Source organism: Pseudomonas deceptionensis (assembly GCF_900106095.1).
GTDB lineage: Bacteria > Pseudomonadota > Gammaproteobacteria > Pseudomonadales > Pseudomonadaceae > Aquipseudomonas > Aquipseudomonas deceptionensis.
In genome coordinates this window covers 16,828-36,653 of the sequence record NZ_FNUD01000002.1, presented here as the reverse complement: position 1 = coordinate 36,653, position 19,826 = coordinate 16,828, and the positions used below count along the sequence as shown (strand labels likewise).

Below are 19,826 nucleotides of genomic sequence, written 5' to 3'. Positions count from 1 at the left end.
TTGCCTGTGGACGACCACACAGGTACTCGAAACTTCCTTGATGGCATCTCTATGAAAGTTGACGTGCGAAACGATGTTACGTCGGTCTCCATCCCGCTTGTCTCCCTGCGGGAAGCCCGAGCGCAAGCCCCGCAGGTATCCCAGCAAAATGCCGTCGAGGAAGTCGGCATGCTGTTCAGCCAGCAGGTCGAGAGCAGCAGCAAAGTCCAGTCCAGACGTAATCTGAGAACGGATACCCCGGTGCTGAAAGTTCAGGGTATTCAGCAACTCAACGAGTTGTATGAGCAGTTGGGGCATCCCGCTCAGGTCAGCCTGGGGCAGTTGACCCGGCAAGTCCGTCAGGAGCTCATGTCCAGGCCCAGTGTCGAGAGTTTGCTGGCGCTGACCGGTGACGATCCGGCCCGTACCTATGTTGTACTGCAGCACGTGACGGCCCAGGCGCATGCACAAGGGCGAGTGCCGGATGCTGTTCAGGCACAGGCTTTTCAAGAGCAGGTGCAGGTACGTTTTCTGCGGCAGATCCAGGCAGGCGTGAACATTGCCCGGGCGCTGAAGACTGCCAATGGTGATGCGTCTTTGTGTCAGGCCGTTCGCACGCTGTATTACTCCAGCGTGGTGATGAAGCAATCGCTGGTGAGCATCACGCAGGCATTGCTGGGGTTGCTCGGCGAAGAAGGGGTCGATACCGGCTTGAACATGATGGGCCGGGCCCTAGCGGATGACATCGCTGCGTATCGTCCGTCGGTACCGACAGACAAGTTGCGTACCTTGCTCCTGGGGCTACAGGCCTGCGGCCAACTGGGCAGCATCCTGCACGGTTGTCGCCAGTTTATCGAGCGCTCGCCTGCCCGTGAGCCGGCGGGTGAACTCACTGGCGTGGCCTTGCTGCAGCGCTTGTTGGGGTACGCGAGTATCGGCACCGATCCCGGCGAGATTCAGGACCTGAGCCGGGAGTTGGGAGAGGAAGGGCTTTCTGGCCAACTGGTCTCCCTGAACCAGGTCTATTCACTGGTTCAGCAGCTGCCGCTGGCGGTATGGGGTGATCCGCAAAGCCGCCAGGCCACGCTCCAGTCTTTATTGGCGTTGATGGGGGAACACACTCAGGCCGAGGGTATTGCGCAACTGTGGCCCGGGTTGTCGAGGCCCATTCGATGACACTTGTGCAGTGGTTCAACAAAGGCCTGTCGAACGTCGCCAAAGGGGGGGAGGCTCTGGGGGCGGTGTTTGTACTGGGTATCGTGTTTATCTTTATCGCGCCGCTGCCGACGTGGCTAATAGATATTCTGATCGCGATCAATATCTGTATTTCCTGCCTGTTGATCGTTCTGGCGTTTTACCTGCCGAGCCCTCTGGCGTTCTCTTCGTTCCCCTCGCTCCTGCTGTTGACCACAATGTTTCGTCTGGCGTTGTCCATTGCAACGACCCGTCTGATCCTTCTGGAGCAGGATGCGGGTGACATTGTCGAGGCATTCGGCAACTTTGTGGTGGGGGGCAATCTCGCCGTCGGGTTGGTGATCTTTCTGATCATTACCATCGTCAATTTTCTGGTGATCACCAAGGGCTCTGAGCGTGTGGCGGAAGTCTCCGCGCGTTTCAGCCTGGATGCGATGCCCGGCAAGCAGATGTCCATCGACAGTGATTTGCGCGGCGGGCTGATTGATGGGGCCCAGGCCCGTCACAAACGCGACGAGTTATCCCGGGAGAGCCAGTTGTTCGGGGCCATGGACGGGGCCATGAAGTTCGTCAAGGGGGACGCTATCGCAGGTCTGGTCATTGTGGTGATCAACATCCTGGGGGGGGTCTCCACGGGCATGTTGCAGCATGGTATGAGTGCGGCGGATGCCATCACGCTGTATTCGGTATTGACCATCGGTGATGGTCTGATCGCGCAAATACCGGCCCTTCTGATTGCGTTGACTGCGGGGATGATCATCACCCGGGTCGCCCCCGACAACGCGTCGGCAAGCACCAACGTCGGGGTGCAGATAGGGCAGCAAATAACCCGCGAACCGAAAAGCTGGATGGTTGCCTCGGCCGGGATGCTGGGGTTCGCCGCGTTGCCGGGAATGCCGACCCTGGTGTTTATCGTGATTGCCCTGGGTACCTTTGGCCTGGGGCTTCACCTGTGGTTGCGCAGCAGGAAGGCAGAGGCGCCGCAGGCCGTCGAAGTGCCGCAGCTCGCTCCAGAGCAAAACGGCGAAGAGGATTTACGCAGCTTTGATCCATCCAGACCTTATTTACTGCAGTTTGCAACTGCCCATCAGGACCTCGAGCCAACCACGCAACTGATTCGCGGCATTCGCCAGTTGCGTAACAGCATCGTCACAACCGTGGGCTTGACGCTTCCCCCATTTGAAATCGAATACAGCCCCACGCTTGGTGAGGATGAGTTCCGTTTTTGTGTGCATGAGGCCCCGGTGCTCAAGGCCACCTTTGGTGAGCGCAGGGCGGTGAGGCGCGCCAGCGTGCCGGGCGAACCCCTTGAGGCGCTCAGGGGCAGCGAGTCGCGGGATGAGCTGGACTGGTTATGGCTGCAACCCGATAACCCGGTGCTGGCCCAGGAGAGCGTCGAGTCGTTCAGTGCCCATACCTTGATCATCGAGCGCGCACGGCGAGCGATGATGATCAGCGGGCCGCAGTTTTTAGGTATTCAGGAGAGCAAATCCATTCTCTCCTGGCTCGAGCAAAGCCAGCCGGAACTGGTGCAAGAGCTGCAACGCATCATGCCCCTTTCCCGATTCGCCGGCGTACTGCAGCGCCTGGCCAGTGAAGGGGTACCGTTGCGTGCCGTACGCCTGATCGTCGAAGCACTGACCGAGCACGGGCAGCACGAGCGTGAAGTGATTGCGCTCGCGGACTATGCGCGCATAGCCCTGAAGTCTCAGATTTATCACCTGCACAGTGAGCTCGACGGGCTTCATGCCTGGCTGCTGTCGCCCCACACCGAAAACATCTTGCGCGAGGCGTTGCGTCAGACCCAGACCGGAGTTTTCTTTGCCCTGGACACCGAGCACAGCACCCAATTGGTGGAGCAGCTCAAGGATGCCTTTGCCCCGGGGCTGCGCGAAAAAAGCGTAATGCTGGTCGCCCAGGATCTGCGTAGCCCTTTACGCACTTTATTGTTTGATGAGTTCAACCATGTGCCGGTCATGTCGTTTGCCGAATTGATGGGCTCGGCGAAGGTGAAAGTGCTTGGCCGGTTTGATTTTGAATACGAAGGGCTGTTGCGTGAGGCGGTCTCTTGAGTCATCAGGGCGTACCGACCGACAACGCGGGCGAGATGTTCGAGCTGCGGGTTTTAAGCGGCCTGCATCAAGGTGCGGCATTGCCATTGTTCGGTGATCAATGGTGCATCGGTGCCAGCGAAGAGGCTGACCTGGAGTTATACGACCCCGGTATTGAGGCTCAGCACGCTCAACTGCTCTGCATTGACGGTCGATGGCAGGTACAAGCCCGGCAAGGTCTTTTGCAGGACGAGTGCGGGGCTGTATTGGCGCGCATTGCAAACCTGGCGCCCAGGGTCGAGTTCTCCATTGGCGGTATCCGGCTTTGCATTGCCAGCATCGACAGCTTCTGGTTGCAGGAGCCTGTTCATGTGCCGGGCACGTCGAATGAAGTTGCGGTCAATGAGCGGGCCGCCCCCACGGTGAATCGATGGAAAACCGGGCTGATCTGCGCACTGTTGGTGCTGGTGCCGCTGGCGGTGGCAGGGGGGATGGTCTTGCCCCCCAATGACGTGATGCCACCGCCCCGGGAAGAGTCCTCTGCCAGTGACAAGCGTCAGCTCGCGACGCCCGCAGAGGTGCATCAGCAGTTACGTAAAATGTTGATCGAGCGCGAGCTGGGCCACCAGGTCAGCCTTGAGCTCGCCAGCGATCAAATCACCCTCGGCGGTGAAGTCTCGAAAGAGTCGCAGGCACTGGTTTCACGGATGCTTGACCGCTTTTCGGCACAGTTTGAGACGACAGTGCCGATCCTCAACCAGGTCCAGGCGCTCAACTCGGACCTGCCATTGCGGATCGTTCAGATCATCGGCGGCCCAAAGGCCCATGTGGTGTTGGCAGACGGGCGCCGCCTGTTTTTCGGTGATGAAGTCGACGGCTTGCGACTGACTGTTATCGACAATCACCGGTTGCTGTTTGAAGGCAAACAGCGGTACGAGGTGAAGTGGTGAGCAAGGGTATTCAAGAAAGGCTTGAGTCCTGGCGGCAGGGCCAGTCAGCCCGGTTGGCCGATTTTGCGCCGGTGACCCTGTACGGCCGAGTGCAGCGGATCAATGGCATCTTGCTGCAATGCCGTTTACTGCATGCCCGGATCGGGGACTTATGTCAGGTCGAGACGTCGGGCCAAGCGTGGGTGCTCGCCGAAATTATCGGATTTGATCAGCAGGACGCAATGCTAAGTGCTCTTGGCAACCTGGAAGGTATTTGTGCAGGGGCAGCGGTTAAACGCCTGGGAGGGGCGCATCGGGTTCGTGTCGGCAATGAATTGCTGGGCCAGGTTCTGGACGGATTTGGTCGGCCACTCACCGGCGGCGGGTGGGGAGCCTTCGCCCTACCGCCTTGTGAGGCTGCCAGTGCGGTGCTGTGCGAAGCGCCACTGGCCACTGAAAGGCCGCGTATTTGCCGCGCATTATCGACCGGGGTGCGGGCAATCGATGGTGTGTTGACGTTGGGCGAAGGTCAGCGGGTGGGGCTTTTTGCCGGGGCCGGTTGTGGCAAAACCACACTGCTGGCTGAAATCGCCCGCAACGTCGATTGCGATGTGATCGTCTTTGGGCTGATTGGTGAGCGGGGCCGCGAGTTGCGCGAATTTCTTGACCATGAACTGGACGACGCGTTGCGCGCTAAAGCTGTTCTGGTGTGCGCGACTTCTGATCGCTCAAGTATGGAGCGGGCGCGTGCAGCCTTTACGGCAACCGCTCTGGCCGAAGGTTTTCGCAGCAAGGGGCAGCGGGTTTTATTGTTGATCGACTCCCTGACGCGCTTTGCCCGGGCCCAGCGTGAAATCGGCCTGGCAGCAGGTGAACCGCTGGGGCGTGGTGGTTTGCCGCCTTCGGTTTACAGCTTGCTGCCGCGATTGGTGGAGCGCGCAGGGTTGACTCAGCAGGGGGTTATTACTGCGATCTACACCGTGTTGATCGAGCAGGACTCCATGAGCGACCCCGTTGCGGATGAAGTCCGTTCCTTGCTGGACGGGCACATTGTGTTGTCACGAAAACTGGCCGAGCGCGGCCACTATCCGGCGATTGATGTGCTGGGCAGCCTGTCCCGGATCATGAGCAATGTGGCTGCCCCCGGCCATGTGCAGAGCATGACGTCTTTAAGGCGTTTGCTGTCTGCCCATCAGCAGATCGAGTTGATGCTCAAGCTGGGTGAGTACCAGGCGGGGAACGATGCGCTGACCGACATGGCCGTCGAAAGTCGACAGCGGGTAGACGCTTTTCTTCGTCAGGACTTGCGTGAGCCCACGCCATTTCTGGCAACGCTGGACCAGCTCAGCAAGTTGACTGCCCATGTACCTGCCTGAAGTGCCTCAGTGCGAAATAGAAGCCCTGCAATGCCTGCGAGGATATCGGGCCGAGCGGGCTGAGCGTCAGTTGCGAAAAGCGCTGGTGGCCCAGCGCGCGCTGGACGTGCGTATCGAGCTGGCCCGGGTGCAGGTCGAACAGACCCGTCAGCAAGAAGCCCTGCAACGGACCGAATTATTGGGCCGGCATCAGGGGCAGTTTGTGTCACTGCAGACCCTGACAAGCTGGGGCGAGACGGAGCGCAAGGCATGTGCCGAAACGGCCCGTGAAGAACAACGCCTGCAGTTGTTGTTTGATCAGCAGCGGCGGGAAGTGATCGACGTTGAACATGCGCGCAAGCACGCCTCGCAGTGTCAGCGGGGAGTGGAAAAACTTCGGGAGTTATCCGCGCTATGGGTGCAGAAAGGCCTATGACCGAGCTATCGGTGCTCACACCGCAACGTGCGGACCTTCGCCAATACCCGCGCGACTCCGGGCCATTGAGGCGCATAGCCGACAGCAAGCTGTTCAACGCGCTTTTGGTGCCGGGTGGCCAGGGCAGTCCGCCCGATACACGCCTGGAAAACACCGCGCAAGCTGCCGAGTTTGCCCAGGCCATGTCCGAGCAGTTGATGCCCCGCCTGGGGGGGAGCGGTCACTGGCCCCTGCAGTTTGTGATTTGCCTGGCTCGTTGTGGCCGGATCACGGTCAGTGCACGCCAAGAACGTCAGGGGTGGAGTGTCTGGCTGGATGCCGAGCGCGCCGACACCGGCCAATGGCTCGCAGGCCAGCTGCAGCGCTGCCAGCAAAGCCTGGCGCGCCGGCTGGGCCAGCCCGTCAGGTTGGAACTGATGCAGGGGGTGCGCAGATGACTGCAACGGCAATCTGTTTGCCTCAGCAGGACAGTCTGGTGGTCGCGGCATATCGCCGGCTGGGCCGTGGCTTGCGTTTTCTATTCCGGGTAGCCGACGAGGTCGGGGAGCTTGTGCTTGAGCCCGGCCCGGCCCCGGATTCAGGTGTGTCTCTGTCCTTTGAAAGCGGATGTGGCGTCATGACGTTCACTGACTGCACCGCCATTCTCAGCTTGTTTGGCGAATGCCCGGTGGTGCTGGCAGACACCGGCAATGATCCGGACTCATGGTTTTGGGGTCTTTTTCAGCAGCATTTGAGCCCGCAATTAACCGGGCTTTTTGGTTACCTGCGACCCCTTGCCGATGTACAGCAGGGCACTTTCGAATGCCGCGTCAGCGTGGTGCTAGGGCAATCACGCAGTGTCGGCCGGCTGACGATGCCAGCGCAAAGCCTGCTGGCGCTATATGACGCGGGGGCGTGGCAGGCAATCAAGGCGCCGCTGTGCGAGGGCTTTCTGGTCTCGATCCCGATAGTGCTCGGGCACTTGCAGTTGGCGATTGAGCAGTTGCGCACGGTTCGCCCCGGTGACGTGTTGCTGCTGGAGTGCCCCGGGTACAGCGCCGACGGTTTTGGAGCGTTGAGGGTCGGGCGGCTCAAGCTGTATACGCAGATTGATGATGGCTGCGGGCGCAGGCGCCTGAATATTTGTTCTGTTGAGGAATTCGCGATGGATGATGTTTTTTTTACGAGCACGGGCGTTGCACCGATTGATGAACCGGGCGGGGCGCCTGCGCTGGACGAGCCGATTGAAGGCTTGTTGCTGGAGATGAGCGTTCGTTGCGGTGCACTCAAACTGAGCCTGGGTGAGCTGCGCCAGTTGGCACCCGGCATGGTGCTGGGCGTTGAGGGTTATGGCGCAGGCATGGCCGGGCTTTATTACGGCAATCGTCAGATTGGCCACGGTCAACTGGTGGAGGTCGACGGGCGTCTCGGCTTGCAGTTGTCGCGCATCAGTTTTTCACAATGACGGTCCAAGGGGTTGATCCCTTCCTGCTCGCGCTTTTCCTTGGCGGGTTGTCATTGATGCCGTTGCTGCTGGTGGTGTGTACGGCATTTTTGAAAATCTGCATCGTGTTGATGATCACCCGTAATGCGATCGGCGTGCAGCAGGTGCCGCCGAGCATTGCGCTTTACGGCATTGCCCTGGCAGCGACACTGTTTGTGATGGCGCCTGTGGGTTATGAGACCGCCCGCATCCTCAAGGAGTCGCCGGTCGACCTGAGCAGCTTGCAGACCTTGCAGGACAGTGGAGCGCAAGCCGTGAAGCCCCTGCAGGGGTTTATGGTGCGCAACACAGACCCCGATGTGCTGACCCATCTGCTGGAAAACACAGCGCGGCTGTGGCCGCAGGAAATGGCGCAACAGGTCAATCGCGATGACCTGATTCTACTAGTCCCGGCATTTGTGCTCTCCCAGTTGCAGGCCGGGTTCGAAATCGGTTTTCTGATCTATATCCCGTTCATTGTTGTCGACCTGATCGTGTCGAATCTGCTGCTGGCCCTGGGCATGCAGATGGTCTCGCCCATGACGATTTCACTGCCTCTCAAGTTGCTGCTGTTTGTGCTTGTGTCCGGCTGGACACGCCTGCTCGACAGCCTTTTTCTGTCCTTCCTTTGAGGCGCCTATGGACTCGATTCTATTGTTCAAACAGGGCATGTTGCTGGTGGTGGTGCTGTCTGCGCCACCGCTGATCGTGGCGGTGGTCGCGGGGGTGCTGACATCACTGGTCCAGGCCTTGATGCAGATCCAGGACCAGACATTGCCCTTCGGTATCAAGCTGGTCGCCGTGGGGATCACGCTGGCGCTGACGGGGCGCTGGATCGGCGTCGAGTTGATTCAACTGTTCAACCTCACCTTCGACATTGCCGCACGATCGACGCGTTGAAGGGAGCCCTGCCATGACGCCGTCCATACCGATCCTTGAGTACTTGCCAAGCCTCGCCATTGCGATGGCGCGCTTGTATCCCTGCTTTTTTCTGGTCCCTGCATTTTGCTTTCAACATGTGCGCGGGATGCCTCGTCATGCCATCGTTTTTTCACTGGCATTGATCCCGGCCCCTGGCATTTACCACAACTTGTCGGCGCTGGATTACAGCATGCTGGCGCTTTGCGGGTTGCTGCTCAAAGAAGCTGTACTGGGCTTTTTGCTGGGCATGTTGCTGTCCATGCCCTTCTGGTTGTTCGAGTCGGTCGGGGCGTTACTGGACAACCAGCGCGGGGCCCTGATCGCAGGGCAGCTCAACCCGCTGTTGGGCCCCGATGCCACACCCATCGGGCATATGTTCAAACAACTGAGCATCTTTTTGCTGATTGTCACGCTGGGGTTAGGCAGCCTGACCCAAGTGATCTGGGACAGCTATCTGATCTGGCCGCCCACACTCTGGCTTCCGACGCTGGCAGAGGATGGCTTTGACGTCTTTTTAGGTCTGCTCGGGGATACCTTCACCCATATGCTGCTGTACGCGGCGCCGTTTATCGCGTTGCTGCTGATGATCGAGTTCGCCATCTCCCTGTTGAGCCTCTACAGCCCGCAGTTGCAGGTTTTTGTGTTGTCGATGCCCGCTAAAAGCCTGGCCGGGCTGGGCTTTCTTTTGCTGTATTTGGAGTTGCTTGAGGCATTGATTGTGGGGCGCATGGGACTGTTGGGCGACCTCAAACATTCACTCGGCCAGTTGTTCAAGGTGACCTGGCCATGAGCGACTCCGGTGAAAAAAAGTACGATGCGAGCAGCAAAAAACTTCAGGACCAACGGCAAAAAGGGCAAGTCGCGCAGAGCCAGGACATCGGCAAGCTGCTGGCCCTGACCGCCATCAGTGAAATAGCCCTGGCCTCGGCCCAGAGCAGCATGCAACGCCTTCAGCAACTGTTGATGTTGCCCGTGTCACTGATGGGGCAACCCTTTGTCCGTTCGCTGCAAGAGATCGCAGTCCAGGCGGTTCAGGTGTTTTTCGGGTTCGCGCTACTGATGACAGGCATCGCGATCGCCATGAAGTTGATCAGCAGCTGGCTGCAGTTCGGATTTTTGTTTGCCCCCCAGACCCTGACGCCGGATTTTAACCGGCTTAACCCGATCAATCAGGCCAAGCAGATGTTCTCGGGCCAGTCCTTGATGAACATGCTGATGGGCGTGCTCAAGGCCCTGTGCATCAGCTTTGTGTTGTACCGGGTGATTGGCCCGGCCCTGGGCGTGCTGGTGGGGTTGGCCAACGGTGATTTACCGGGCTACATCGAGGCGTTGATCGTGTTGTTTCGGCGTTTGTTGCATACCTGCCTTGGCCTGTTGCTGGTGCTCGCGCTGGTGGATTGGGCTTTGCAGAAATACTTTTTTGCCAAGCGCATGCGCATGACCTACGACGAAGTGGTCAAGGAATACAAAGGCATGGAGGGTGACCCCCACGTCAAGATGATGCGCCGGGAGCTGGCCCAAGAGCTGGCTCATGAAGCGCCGGCGGCCAAGCCACTGCCGCTGGAAGAGGCCGACATGTTGCTGGTCAACCCGACTCATTTTGCTGTTGCACTGTATTACCGCCCCCCACAAACACTGTTGCCGATGTTGCTCGAAAAAGGGGTCGATGCTCAGGCGCGGCAAATGATCGACAGGGCCAGGGCGGCGGATGTCCCCGTGATCCAGTGTGTCTGGCTGGCCCGTACGCTGTATCGCGAAGAGGTCGGCGACTGTATTGGCCGCGAGACATTGCAGGCCGTTGCCCATATCTACCGCATTCTGCGTGAACTGGATGATGACGCGCGTCGTGGAACGATAGAGCTGCCTGAGCTGGATCGCCTCTGACTAGGGGGCGTTCTCAATCAGTTTGCGCGCCGCGTTGTGCCTTAAAGCGGGCCAGGCAAGGCGCAGGCCGCTGGTAATGGTTGTTCCCTTGCCAAGGCCTGGAACGCAGCATGGCCCGCTTTAAGGCACAACCCGAAGGGCCGGGCCTGCTGTTGCGCAGGGCTGCGTTGCTCGAAGCTTATTTGGAATGACCAAACTACGCTTCTCGCGTCTTGCCCTGCACAACAGCAGACCCGGCGCGGCGCGCAAACTGATTGAGAACACCCCCTAGGCATGAGGGAACCGGTAGCGTTTTCAGTGTCACTCAGTTGCCACTAGCCAATAAATTCGAGCCTGCCATGTTTTTTAGTCCCGCAGTTCCTGTTCGTCTTGAAAAGAACCTGAGTACCTCGCAGAGCGAGGCCAGCCCGGCCATCCGGCAGAAGCCTGCCACTCAAAGCATTGGCCGCAGATGTTCCGATCTGTTTCGGCTGGGTCGCTCCAGCCAGCAGCGCCCGGAGCTGATCCAGTTTCGCAGTTATCGGCCGTCTTCCTTGGCATTCAGCGCCAAGGTACTCCATGGAAAGGTTGTTGCCGAAGGTTCGCAAGCAGGGCGGGATATCGCAGGGCAACTCAATCAGCTCCCCGGGCGCCTGACCGCGGACCTCGGCTTTGCGGGCACGGGGCAAGGGCTGCGCTTGCTGGATGAGAAGCTCAATGTGTTTCATATCCAGTCCACGCCGGCCGTTGCCGCCGCGTTCAAAAGCAGTTGCCCCCTGGCTGGCGGCGCGCGGGTGCCCGACAACCCTGGCAGGGCCCATCTGGGACAGGTCAGTGACGTATACACAACCCGGGACGGTAGCCAGTTTCGTTTGATAGAGCAGCGCCTGCACCGGTTCGAGCCGCAGACCTTTACCTGGCTGGCCGACAAGGATGAGGGCAAGTACGCCCGCCTTGGCCTTAGCCGGGAAGGTTCCCTGATGAAAGTCCCGGAGGGTGTCAGTGACCTGAGTATTGCCGGTGAAACACAGGCAAGCCTGAGGCCATGCGCTGAAGGTGCTTTTCTTCAGGTCCATCGAAACAAGGGTGCGCCCGTTATCCGCCTCACACCTGTCAGTGAGTCGGGCGAGCCTGTGCAGCTAACACGCATTGGGCTGACGGGTGATGTGCTGTATGCCTCGAACCTGAAGGGCGAGCTGTTACGCGGGGATTTGCGCACGGCCGGGGAGGGGCGTCTGGAGATGGTGCGCGAGCCGATCGGTCAGCCTGGGCATCTCGTCAAGGAAGGCGTCACTATCAAGGGTTTCATGCATGACGATAATGGCCAGCTCAACGTTCTGTTTCTCGATGCATACAAGCAGCTCCACAGCAGTGCGCTGATGGACGGGGCAGGGCTGGCGCCGGGCTGGAATCTCAGTGATGTGATGTTTAAAGCGATCGACAAAGGTGTGCCACAACCGGGGCTGGGAGCACTGGCCGGTGCTGTGGATCTTGGCCAGCGGGGCAAGGTCGCGCTGCAGGGCAATACCCTGTTGTGCTGGGACTCGCCGGCACAGCGTTGGGAACAGACGGATCAACTCAATATCGACCATCTGGAGCGAGGCCTGGATGGCTGCGCCTATGTGCTGCAGGAGGGTCAGTTGAAAGCACTGGCCCCCCATAAAACCCGGGAGCCGTTATACATGGGCGCCAGTTATGACCTGGCCCCGCCCAATGGTGCAAAAAACCGGTTTGCGTTCGAAGCAATGACCGCAGGTTCTGAGCGGGTCATCACTGGTTTCGCAGTGGATAACGCTCGTCGCTTTGTGAGCCTGGACCATAACAACCAGCTGCATGCTCACATCGATGGAAAAGAAAAGGCCTTAACGTTCAGCACATCTGAAGTTGTGCAGGCGCTGGCGCTGGATCACCTTGGCAACCTTTACGGCCAGACCCAAACCGGCAAGTTGCTGACGCTGGAAAAGGCAGTTTGGCAAAACCCTTCGTCATCACACGTTGCCTGGGCGTCGGTGAAGTTGCCTGGCAATGAACAACTGAAAACACTGCGCATGGGATCCGACAAGCATCTGGTTGCCAGTTGGGGAGAGAACCATCCTCAACTGAATCGCTGGGGCGAAAAATATCGCCAGCTGAATATTTCACCTGACGGTGCCTTGCAGTGGGAGCCGCTTGCAGCGCAGTCAAAGACACGTGAGAGTTCCCTGGGTTCGGTGTTGAGTGGCGGTGAATTAAAAACACAGAGCCATGCAACTTCCTGGGCCGTGAGCTCCACTGTCCTGGGTCAAACTACGGAGGGGGTAGAGCGGGAAGGAGGTTATTTCAAAAGTTTAAGCGCGCACTTCAAACCCCATGAAGGGATTAAAAATACGGCTTACGACCTTCAGCATGGCATTAAAGGACGTGCCGGGATGGCAGGCCTTTATGGCAGTGACACAGCGCTGCGTCAGCAACTCAAGGCGTTGACGAGCGCCCCGCAGGCTTCGCTGGATTTAACTGCTCGTCTTGAACGACTGCAAGGGCACGAGCCCTTGCAAGGAATCGTCAAGGCGCTCAATGCAGCACGGCTGCACGTGGAAAAAAGCAGTGAGTCGGCGGCGTCCAGGCTGGGTGAGATGCACGGAGCCCAAGCGACCCCTGCGCCTGACAAAACCGTGACTGTTGGCGATCCCGAGTCAACGCTTCATCAGATACGCAAGGCGTTTGAAAACCTGTCGCCTTCAACGGGCAACAGAGCGGCAGCTCTGCTTCGCAGTTATGAGCAGCAGGGGGTAGTCCTGTCGAAGTGGAACGCTGATAACAAGCGGGACTTGAAAAACCCTACGGGGCTGATCGAAAGCGACTTGATTCATCATGCACTGACCCTGTCGCACCTGAGCGGCCTCATTTCCAGGCTAGAAAAGCCTCATCCCGACGTGACGCACATTGCGGCCTCATTAGAGAGCGTCATGCAGGATTATCACGACAATCCTGTCCATAAAAAGACTTCGCAAAACATCAACAATTACGCACAAGCCGAGGATCTCTACAAAAACTTCAAGTTGCTGGCCAAGGATCTGGGTACCCCCGGGTCCGCTCTCCATTCTCATATTGCCCGCACCTTGGGGGTCGGCCAGGGGGGCGATCTTAAGCAGGTTCTGATGCGAGAGGTCCGGCAGTCTGAAAGCGGCCAATCCATTGGGTCGAGTCGCAACATTACCAAGAGCGCAGGGTTGTTGGCGCTGGGCATACCGCCTGTGCCCTTCCTTGAGTTTTACATTGGGGCTTCGAGGGGCAAGACCAACGGGGTAACGATCAGCCGAACGGATCAGGGCGCCACTGTAAAAATCAGCATGGACACCAAGCATGCCCTCACCACTTCTGTAGGGGCAGGCTTGGTGCCGCTCTCAGTCGGTGACGTGATCGGGGCCGAGCTGAAACTGGGTGTGAAGGCCAACCTTAGTGCGTCACATGAGAAGGGCGCGAGTATCAGCTTTGATGTGAAAGAAGCGGATTTTCCAAGAATGATGGAGATCCTGATGGGGGAGCGGGGGGATGTATTCGACCTGCTGGATATCGGGAATGATCACAAGTACGGCCATCGCTCGAAAAACAGTGTGGACCTGAGTGTTTTTGCTCTTGCACAAGGCCGTGTCCACTACAAAGCGCTGCAAGAGCCGGGGTCTCTGGAGGGGTTGGTTCGTACGGCCATAGGCGGGAGCGCGAGCCTTAACCTGATGCATTTAGCGAAAGGCAGTGCGCTAACCCAGGGGCTGAACGAGGTGAGTCATACTCAGGAACGTAATTTTCAGTTGTTGAATAAAGGTGGTGCCTCTATCGGTGTGGCGCCCGGGAATACATCGTTAGTGGCCCAGGTTGAACCGCAGGGTTCATCCCTGGTGGGTTTCACATGGTTCGATTCTTCGCTCTCGGGAAACTTTGATCGCAGTAGATCGGGGGCCTTAAACTTTACATTTAAGCGTGTTCCGGCAGTTGAGCAGGCGAAGGTTAATGATCTGCGTGATGCATTGTCGGGCTTTTCCCCGCAGGCAAAGCGCGAACTGCAGGCACTTCCCTCTGCGGGCGATATAGGTGAGCAACTGCAAAATCTTCATCAATTATTGGACCGTTTACCCATACCGCAGGCTGGGCCTCAAGAGCACGTTGTGCTGCAAGGCAAAGTGCAAACGCTTCTTCAGCAGCACCAATGGAGCACGCAGGGCAAGCGCGAACTGGGCTCCGTCGAACGAACAGTGTCCTATGTGGGGCTGGACGGGGATGCAGAACATGGGTGGATGGACGATACGGCAGCGGCAAACAAGGCGGCCATTATCCGGATGCTCATGAGCCAGCCGCAATTGGCCCGAACACTTAAAGAGCTGGAGAGCAACAAAGGGACTTCAGTGAGCGTGGGGCTCGAGGTCAAACCGGATGTATTGCGGATGATTGAACGTGTGACTGTTGATGGGGGCGCCTCACAGGATGAAGTGGAACGTGCGTTGAAAAACCCGGACAACCTGCGGATTAAAAGCCTGTGCGTGAACTACACCGCAAGCCGGACCCACAGTATGGAGCTGACTCTGCCCGTGCTGACGTTCGCCAGCAGTGCATCACTGAGCCATACCCACAAGATGCTCAACACTGAATTCGAATACGGCCTTGACCAGAACACCCCTGTACTCATGAAATTCAAGGATGTTTTATCGCCCTCTGAAGATGCGGACCTCAACCCTGAATTACTTGAACAAAACATTCGCAACAGCCGCCGCCCCGTGTTTTAAAAGCTCCAGCCTGCCTGGTATTCAGGCAGGCTGGTCCAGCAACAGGCGTGTATCAGCCACTTGCTCAATAAAGCCGATGACCCATTGGCAAAAAGTGCGTTCCGTTAGTAATTCAACCGGGCACTGAGCGCACAAGCGCACGGTATCGCCCTCATCCAGCGCCAACCAGCAACCGTGCAGCATGTCGGGTTGGAAATTGAGCGTTAGCAGTCGGCGGTAGTGCTCAGAAACAGGGTGGGGAATGTCGATTGCGCAATGCAGCACTGCACTGCTGCCTTGGGGTAACAGCTCGATGACGCACACTTCCTGATCGTGACTGTCGAACAGGGCGCACACGCCACTTTCCAGTTGCAAGTCGACGTTGAGTTGCTGGCTCAGTGCCGCCAGCAGATGCATGTTTTTATTCATGTGATGAGACCGTCTTGAGTAATGGGTTGCCAGGCCTGTTTAGTGCTCAAGGAGGACAACCAGATGGTCGGGCTGCGCTGCGTTCGGGCCTGTGTCGACGCGCATTTGCGGGGGCCACCAGATCACCAGTGCGCTGGCGCCGGACTCGGGGCGAGAGCACGAATCACCCCGGCAGTGGGTTGTACACCCTTGAAGCATCAGTACGGTCCCGACCGTTATGGCAACGGTTATCCAGCGGCTCATCGGGTGACACCCCGGGCGGGTTTGAGCAGGGACGGTCGAGGTACAGCCATACGTTCATCCCCTGCGGTGTGACGTGTCGCAATCAGCACTTCAGCCTTTTCTCCGGGGGGCAGCCAAGGGTTTGGCCAGACACTTACCGCCAGGGTTCGCTCGTTGCTGCATTCGCTTTCATCGATACGTACACGGTTGTCGCTTTGGTTGTGCAAGACAATAACGGCCACGTTGTAATGCAGGCTTTCGTACCACTGGCTTTTCCCGGGATCGACCTTCAAAAAATCGGGGGTAGTGCACCAGGCGTCCGCCACGGCGGGCATCGGCATGGCCGTGAAGTCTTTGGGCACGCGGCCCAGGACCAGGTTGGCCAAGGTGTCCGCGACATCGGTGCGCTTGATCACGGGCAGGTGTTGCGCATAACGCCGTGCCAACGGCGCTGCTGCTGATTCCAGCAGGGCCTGATCTGATTGCGGCAGGTAACGGGCCGGGTTGAGCTGATCGCCAATGAGGCGCGGGGTCAAAATAAACAATCGCTCCCGGCGGCTTTTCGTGATTTGCGAGGATGAAAACAACAGCTTGCCCAGCAGGGGGATATTTCCCAGCAGCGGTACTTTGTTGAGGTTGTCGACTTCGTCTGCGACATGAAAGCCGCCAATGACCAGTGACTGTTTTTCGGCGATAACGGCCTGGGTACTGACCTTGCCTTTTCGAACATCCGGCGTTGAAGAATCCGTGGGGGGATCGGAAAAAGTGCCGTCTTCTATATCGATAATCAAATGGATCTGGTTCATGCCATTGGCTGTAATCACACGGGGTATGACCTGAAAACTGGTGCCGGCGGTGACCGGCATGATATTGGCAACGCCTTCGCCCACGGCCTTGATGTATTGCGTGCGATTAAAATCGATAACGGCGGGCTGGTTCTCCAGCGTCATGATTGAAGGGTTGGACACCACGGTTGCCAGCCCGCGCTCTTCCAGTGCTTTTATATCCGCAGTGAACCGGTCTATGCGCACTGCGGAAAAGGACGAGTAGCCAGCACCGGGCAGGTTGTTTTGATTGACCTGGAAACGACGGTTCTGAAACCCCCAGTTCATCCCCAATTGTTTGAGCTGGGTGCGGTTAATGTCGAGAATCACGGCATCTATTTCCACCAGTTTTCGTGGGGTATCGAGCTGGTTGATCAATGTTTGATACAGCGCCTGGCGTTTACGGGAGTCGTAGATCAGAACGCTGTTATTGCGCACGTCCGCCTCGACCCGAACGCGACTCCCTGCTGTGGGTGCCAGCGTGCTTTGAGGGCTCCCCGGGGGGCTGTTCGAGAAAGGGTTGCCGGGTTGCGGGGCGGCACCAGCCAGTGACGCGTGGGTGAGCGCACTGGGCTCAAGCCCGGAATAAGTCGATGATTTTGCATCGAGAAGGCCGCGTAACAGACTGGCGATACCCGCAACCGTAAGCTTCTCGCCCCGATAGTCGATCTGGCGATCACCGGCATTGGCAAACTGGAGCGCGAATGCCAGAACTTCCTGCTTGTCGACAGGCTCTGTTCGTGTGCGGCTGAACTGTTTTATGTGCTCTATGTAACGCTTGGGCCCCGAAACAAGCACCACACCGAGGTCAGGTAATTCACCCCAGCCGAACCGGTCATCAAACAGCCCCATCTGAGTCAGTGCCTGCTTCAAATCGGCGATTGTGTTGTCAGCAACCTCAAGACGCTCGGATGTTTGTTGATCCAATGAACTGATGTAGAGCGTGTTGTTGTAGACGAACCATTGGAAGCGGTGCTCCAGGGCCAGCCGTTCCACAAATGCCTTCAGGTTGTCGGAGCGCCGCTTGCCATGCACCATGCCCTGCAACTGGCCGTCGATTTGCAACCTCAGGCCAAGGGTCTGGACAAGGTCCTCCATGAAGTCACGCAACGGCCGGTTCGTGGCTTCATGGGCGTAGGGCGTTTTTTTCCAATCTTCGGGGATCGCGGCCGTGGCCTGAGGGATCAATATGGAAACATGCGCCAAGAGAACGAGCCGGCAGGCGTACTTGACCCCGAGCACGTTACTGCACCGCATCAATAATGCTTTTGGTCAGGCTGTGTTTGAGACGGGTTTGCTCGGTGAGAGAAAACGTTGCGGTCGCCATTTTTCGTGAGGCATCAAGGAAGACCATCATGTCTTCGGTGCCGCCCTGGTTGCTCAAGGCGGTCTCATCCATCTTTTTCTGGGCCAGGGCAAAGCGCAAATCAATCCGTCGCTGGATACTTTCGAACGAAGCCATACAACCTCCACTTGATCATGTTGGTTACTCAGTGGCGGGCAGTGCTTCATCGGTTCCATGAATATCAGCGGGCAGCAACAGGGTTTCGAGGGTCGCAGGCCAATCGATGCGCAAGTCTCCTTGTACCGTGACCAGTGCGAGGGTCTGCGGGTCGAGTCGCTCATCTGTTTGAAGCTGCCACACGTTGTCTGCTCGGGTGTTTAGCCATTGCTGGACATCGTCACGCGCCTGCGGATGGCAACGTAATGTCGCACTTGACGGTGGGCATTGGGCGCGCAGCAGTTGCTTGAGCAGGGCGGTGATACGTGCCTGTTGCGGCAGGTCTTCGAGTAAATGACGCAGGGCCTGATTGACCACCTGGCTGGCGCTGGACTCCAGCCCTTCGCACAGGGTGCCGTGTTCCATTTGCCAGCGCTCAAGCTGCCCATTGGCCTGTAGCCAGAATTCGCCTCGGGCGTTTTCAAGCAGAACATCAGAAGCTTCTTGCGCGTTGCGCAGCAGTTCGGCGGCCTGGGCGCGGGCGCGGGCCAACACCTCGCTGACCTGGCCGCAATCAATGAGTTGTTGTCGAGTAATCAGCGTTTGTGGCAATCCGGGAGTGTCGGGTCGCAGTTCAATTTTGCGTCGAGATAGCATGGTCGTTAACCTGGGTGGAAATGCGCGCGCCAGAGCACCGCCTGCCAAAAAATGTCGAGCCTGGACGGGGCGATGCGGGGGGAGGAGGTTTGTTCGAGGGCCATGACACGTGCGCGTGCAAAACACAGTCGCAGGCGTTGCCACACTGGCGGTTCAACCCATGCTTTGAGCAGGTGTAATGCATCGTCGGACTGATTGAGCCAGGCCGGTGTGTGGAGTGCCCTGGCAAGGCGTTGGCACCAGAGATGCCCGGCTGTATCCAGCGGGCCCGGGTATGCAGGGCGGCATATACAATTCGCCAGCGCCAGGATGAAATCCTTTTGCCCCGGCGGTGCAAGCGCCAGACGAAGCAAGGCGGGTGTGGGCTGGCAGGGCAGGCACGGTTCTATCGCCAGCGCCTTGCTTACGCAAACATGCCGGTTACGGGTTAGCGCAGGAGGCCATGTCGCCTCATCGGCGCAGTGCCAATCCGGGTGAGCGTGACGCCAGGCGAATGACCACCACTGAACCCATAGGTCTGCTTCGTTCATGACGCGCCCTCGGCAGGTTGAGACTGGCTTCCAGACGCCGGTTTGTTGCGTAATAGCAAGAACCTGTACAGCCAGATGGCGAGCGCGATCATTATCAGACTGAGTCCGGTAACAGCACTGACAACGACGGTCTTCCAGAACCCAAGGTTGTGTTCAGGCACCAGAAAAGGGCCGAAAAAGATCAACTGTTGTTTCTCTTGAAACGCTGCCGAGGGCACAAATACCGTCGTTATTTTTTGCGGGTTATCTAACGCCGTGGCCATGCCCGGAATGCTGCTGGCAACCAGCCGACGCACGCGAGATTGAATACTGTCCGGGTCAAGCCGCGTGTTGTGCTTGATAAACACGGAAGCAGACGCAGGCTGAACAGGCTCCCCCGGAGCGATACGTTCAGGCAGCACCACATGCACTCGCGCCACAATGACCCCGTCAATTTTTGACAGCGTGGCTTCGAGTTCTTGCGAAAGGGCATAGATGTAGCGGGCGCGCTCTTCCAGCGGTGTAGAAATCACCCCCTCCTTGCGAAAGATTTCGCCCAGTGTTGACCGCGTAGCCCGGGGTAATCCGGCCGCCTCCAGCACATTAACGGCCCGGCTGATGTCTTGTGTATTGACGCTCACGGAGACACCGTTTTTGGTCGGATTTTTTTGGGCCCTGACTTGCTTGTCTGCAAGTTCGGCGATGACTTCATTCGCGTCCTGCTCGGACAGTTGGCGGTGCAGTTCTACACGATCACTGCAACCGGCCACGCATAACGCGAACACGATAAGCACGCTCTTGATAAGGCGCGGCAACAT

18 protein-coding genes are annotated in these 19,826 nt (G+C 58.2%); 12 read left to right on the top strand and 6 right to left on the bottom strand.

Annotation, left to right across the window (positions count from 1 at the left end):
• The first annotated feature begins 63 nt into the window (after positions 1 to 63).
• The 12 genes from BLW11_RS00205 to BLW11_RS00150 all read left to right on the top strand — a co-directional run bounded on the left by BLW11_RS00205 (position 64) and on the right by BLW11_RS00150 (position 14,947).
• Positions 64 to 1,155 (top strand): TyeA family type III secretion system gatekeeper subunit, encoded by a 1,092-nt coding sequence (locus BLW11_RS00205; RefSeq protein ID WP_241486128.1) that lies wholly within the window; start codon positions 64 to 66, stop codon positions 1,153 to 1,155.
• Positions 1,152 to 3,245, top strand: coding sequence for a type III secretion system export apparatus subunit SctV (gene sctV / locus BLW11_RS00200; protein ID WP_048360146.1), 2,094 nt, complete (start codon positions 1,152 to 1,154; stop codon positions 3,243 to 3,245). The genes BLW11_RS00205 and sctV overlap by 4 nt, the downstream gene beginning before the upstream one ends.
• Positions 3,242 to 4,174 carry an FHA domain-containing protein gene (locus BLW11_RS00195; RefSeq protein ID WP_241486127.1) on the top strand — a complete coding sequence of 311 codons (933 nt, stop codon included), beginning with the start codon at positions 3,242 to 3,244 and terminating at the stop codon, positions 4,172 to 4,174. Before sctV ends, BLW11_RS00195 begins: the two co-directional genes overlap by 4 nt.
• On the top strand, positions 4,171 to 5,529 hold the full coding sequence (locus BLW11_RS00190) for a FliI/YscN family ATPase (protein WP_048360145.1): 1,359 nt from the start codon (positions 4,171 to 4,173) through the stop codon (positions 5,527 to 5,529). Before BLW11_RS00195 ends, BLW11_RS00190 begins: the two co-directional genes overlap by 4 nt.
• Positions 5,516 to 5,944, top strand: a complete 429-nt coding sequence (locus tag BLW11_RS00185) for a hypothetical protein (RefSeq protein WP_048360144.1) — start codon at positions 5,516 to 5,518, stop codon at positions 5,942 to 5,944. The genes BLW11_RS00190 and BLW11_RS00185 overlap by 14 nt, the downstream gene beginning before the upstream one ends.
• On the top strand, positions 5,941 to 6,381 hold the full coding sequence (locus BLW11_RS00180; protein WP_053069549.1) for a type III secretion system HrpP C-terminal domain-containing protein: 441 nt from the start codon (positions 5,941 to 5,943) through the stop codon (positions 6,379 to 6,381). Before BLW11_RS00185 ends, BLW11_RS00180 begins: the two co-directional genes overlap by 4 nt.
• Entirely contained in the window at positions 6,378 to 7,388 is a 1,011-nt protein-coding gene (locus tag BLW11_RS00175; protein WP_048360143.1) for a FliM/FliN family flagellar motor switch protein, read from the top strand. Before BLW11_RS00180 ends, BLW11_RS00175 begins: the two co-directional genes overlap by 4 nt.
• On the top strand, positions 7,385 to 8,038 hold the full coding sequence (sctR, locus tag BLW11_RS00170) for a type III secretion system export apparatus subunit SctR (protein WP_048360142.1): 654 nt from the start codon (positions 7,385 to 7,387) through the stop codon (positions 8,036 to 8,038). Before BLW11_RS00175 ends, sctR begins: the two co-directional genes overlap by 4 nt.
• A gap of 7 nt (positions 8,039 to 8,045) precedes the next feature.
• A complete protein-coding gene (gene sctS / locus BLW11_RS00165) occupies positions 8,046 to 8,306 on the top strand; it encodes a type III secretion system export apparatus subunit SctS (RefSeq protein WP_048360141.1) in 261 nt (86 codons plus the stop codon).
• Between the two features lie 13 nt (positions 8,307 to 8,319).
• The gene (gene sctT / locus BLW11_RS00160) at positions 8,320 to 9,117 is read left to right on the top strand and encodes a type III secretion system export apparatus subunit SctT (RefSeq protein WP_048360140.1); all 798 of its coding nucleotides are present in this window, start codon (positions 8,320 to 8,322) and stop codon (positions 9,115 to 9,117) included.
• Positions 9,114 to 10,211 carry a type III secretion system export apparatus subunit SctU gene (sctU, locus tag BLW11_RS00155; RefSeq protein WP_048360139.1) on the top strand — a complete coding sequence of 366 codons (1,098 nt, stop codon included), beginning with the start codon at positions 9,114 to 9,116 and terminating at the stop codon, positions 10,209 to 10,211. Before sctT ends, sctU begins: the two co-directional genes overlap by 4 nt.
• A 338-nt stretch (positions 10,212 to 10,549) precedes the next feature.
• Positions 10,550 to 14,947: an AvrE-family type 3 secretion system effector gene (locus BLW11_RS00150; protein ID WP_241486126.1), complete on the top strand. Its 4,398-nt coding sequence runs from the start codon at positions 10,550 to 10,552 to the stop codon at positions 14,945 to 14,947.
• Positions 14,948 to 14,968: 21 nt separating this feature from the next.
• On the opposite strand, the gene BLW11_RS00145 is transcribed toward BLW11_RS00150, so the two are convergent.
• The 6 genes from BLW11_RS00145 to sctJ all read right to left on the bottom strand — a co-directional run bounded on the left by BLW11_RS00145 (position 14,969) and on the right by sctJ (position 19,826).
• Positions 14,969 to 15,355 (bottom strand): type III secretion system chaperone, encoded by a 387-nt coding sequence (locus tag BLW11_RS00145; protein WP_048360138.1) that lies wholly within the window; start codon positions 15,353 to 15,355, stop codon positions 14,969 to 14,971.
• Positions 15,356 to 15,394: 39 nt separating this feature from the next.
• On the bottom strand, positions 15,395 to 15,553 hold the full coding sequence (gene hrpT, locus BLW11_RS24055; RefSeq protein ID WP_338152527.1) for an HrpT family type III secretion system protein: 159 nt from the start codon (positions 15,551 to 15,553) through the stop codon (positions 15,395 to 15,397).
• Positions 15,554 to 15,594: 41 nt separating this feature from the next.
• Entirely contained in the window at positions 15,595 to 17,607 is a 2,013-nt protein-coding gene (gene sctC / locus BLW11_RS00135; protein WP_420912208.1) for a type III secretion system outer membrane ring subunit SctC, read from the bottom strand.
• A 37-nt stretch (positions 17,608 to 17,644) separates the two neighbouring features.
• Positions 17,645 to 17,863 (bottom strand): type III secretion protein HrpF, encoded by a 219-nt coding sequence (locus BLW11_RS00130; RefSeq protein ID WP_048360136.1) that lies wholly within the window; start codon positions 17,861 to 17,863, stop codon positions 17,645 to 17,647.
• A 24-nt stretch (positions 17,864 to 17,887) separates the two neighbouring features.
• A complete protein-coding gene (gene sctL, locus BLW11_RS00125; RefSeq protein WP_048360135.1) occupies positions 17,888 to 18,499 on the bottom strand; it encodes a type III secretion system stator protein SctL in 612 nt (203 codons plus the stop codon).
• Positions 18,500 to 19,025: 526 nt separating this feature from the next.
• Positions 19,026 to 19,826 (bottom strand): type III secretion system inner membrane ring lipoprotein SctJ, encoded by an 801-nt coding sequence (gene sctJ, locus BLW11_RS00115; protein WP_048360134.1) that lies wholly within the window; start codon positions 19,824 to 19,826, stop codon positions 19,026 to 19,028.

Excerpts from the sequence above, each read along its gene's own strand:
- hrpT (WP_338152527.1), bottom strand. The coding sequence starts at position 15,553 with ATGCTTCAAGGGTGTACAACCCACTGCCGGGGTGATTCGTGCTCTCGC.
- sctS (WP_048360141.1), top strand. The coding sequence starts at position 8,046 with ATGGACTCGATTCTATTGTTCAAACAGGGCATGTTGCTGGTGGTGGTG.
- BLW11_RS00130 (WP_048360136.1), bottom strand. The coding sequence starts at position 17,863 with ATGGCTTCGTTCGAAAGTATCCAGCGACGGATTGATTTGCGCTTTGCC.
- sctU (WP_048360139.1), top strand. The coding sequence starts at position 9,114 with ATGAGCGACTCCGGTGAAAAAAAGTACGATGCGAGCAGCAAAAAACTT.
- BLW11_RS00150 (WP_241486126.1), top strand. The coding sequence starts at position 10,550 with ATGTTTTTTAGTCCCGCAGTTCCTGTTCGTCTTGAAAAGAACCTGAGT.
- BLW11_RS00185 (WP_048360144.1), top strand. The coding sequence starts at position 5,516 with ATGTACCTGCCTGAAGTGCCTCAGTGCGAAATAGAAGCCCTGCAATGC.
- BLW11_RS00145 (WP_048360138.1), bottom strand. The coding sequence starts at position 15,355 with ATGAATAAAAACATGCATCTGCTGGCGGCACTGAGCCAGCAACTCAAC.
- sctT (WP_048360140.1), top strand. The coding sequence starts at position 8,320 with ATGACGCCGTCCATACCGATCCTTGAGTACTTGCCAAGCCTCGCCATT.
- sctL (WP_048360135.1), bottom strand. The coding sequence starts at position 18,499 with ATGCTATCTCGACGCAAAATTGAACTGCGACCCGACACTCCCGGATTG.
- sctR (WP_048360142.1), top strand. The coding sequence starts at position 7,385 with ATGACGGTCCAAGGGGTTGATCCCTTCCTGCTCGCGCTTTTCCTTGGC.
- sctJ (WP_048360134.1), bottom strand. The coding sequence starts at position 19,826 with ATGTTGCCGCGCCTTATCAAGAGCGTGCTTATCGTGTTCGCGTTATGC.
- BLW11_RS00180 (WP_053069549.1), top strand. The coding sequence starts at position 5,941 with ATGACCGAGCTATCGGTGCTCACACCGCAACGTGCGGACCTTCGCCAA.
- sctV (WP_048360146.1), top strand. The coding sequence starts at position 1,152 with ATGACACTTGTGCAGTGGTTCAACAAAGGCCTGTCGAACGTCGCCAAA.
- BLW11_RS00175 (WP_048360143.1), top strand. The coding sequence starts at position 6,378 with ATGACTGCAACGGCAATCTGTTTGCCTCAGCAGGACAGTCTGGTGGTC.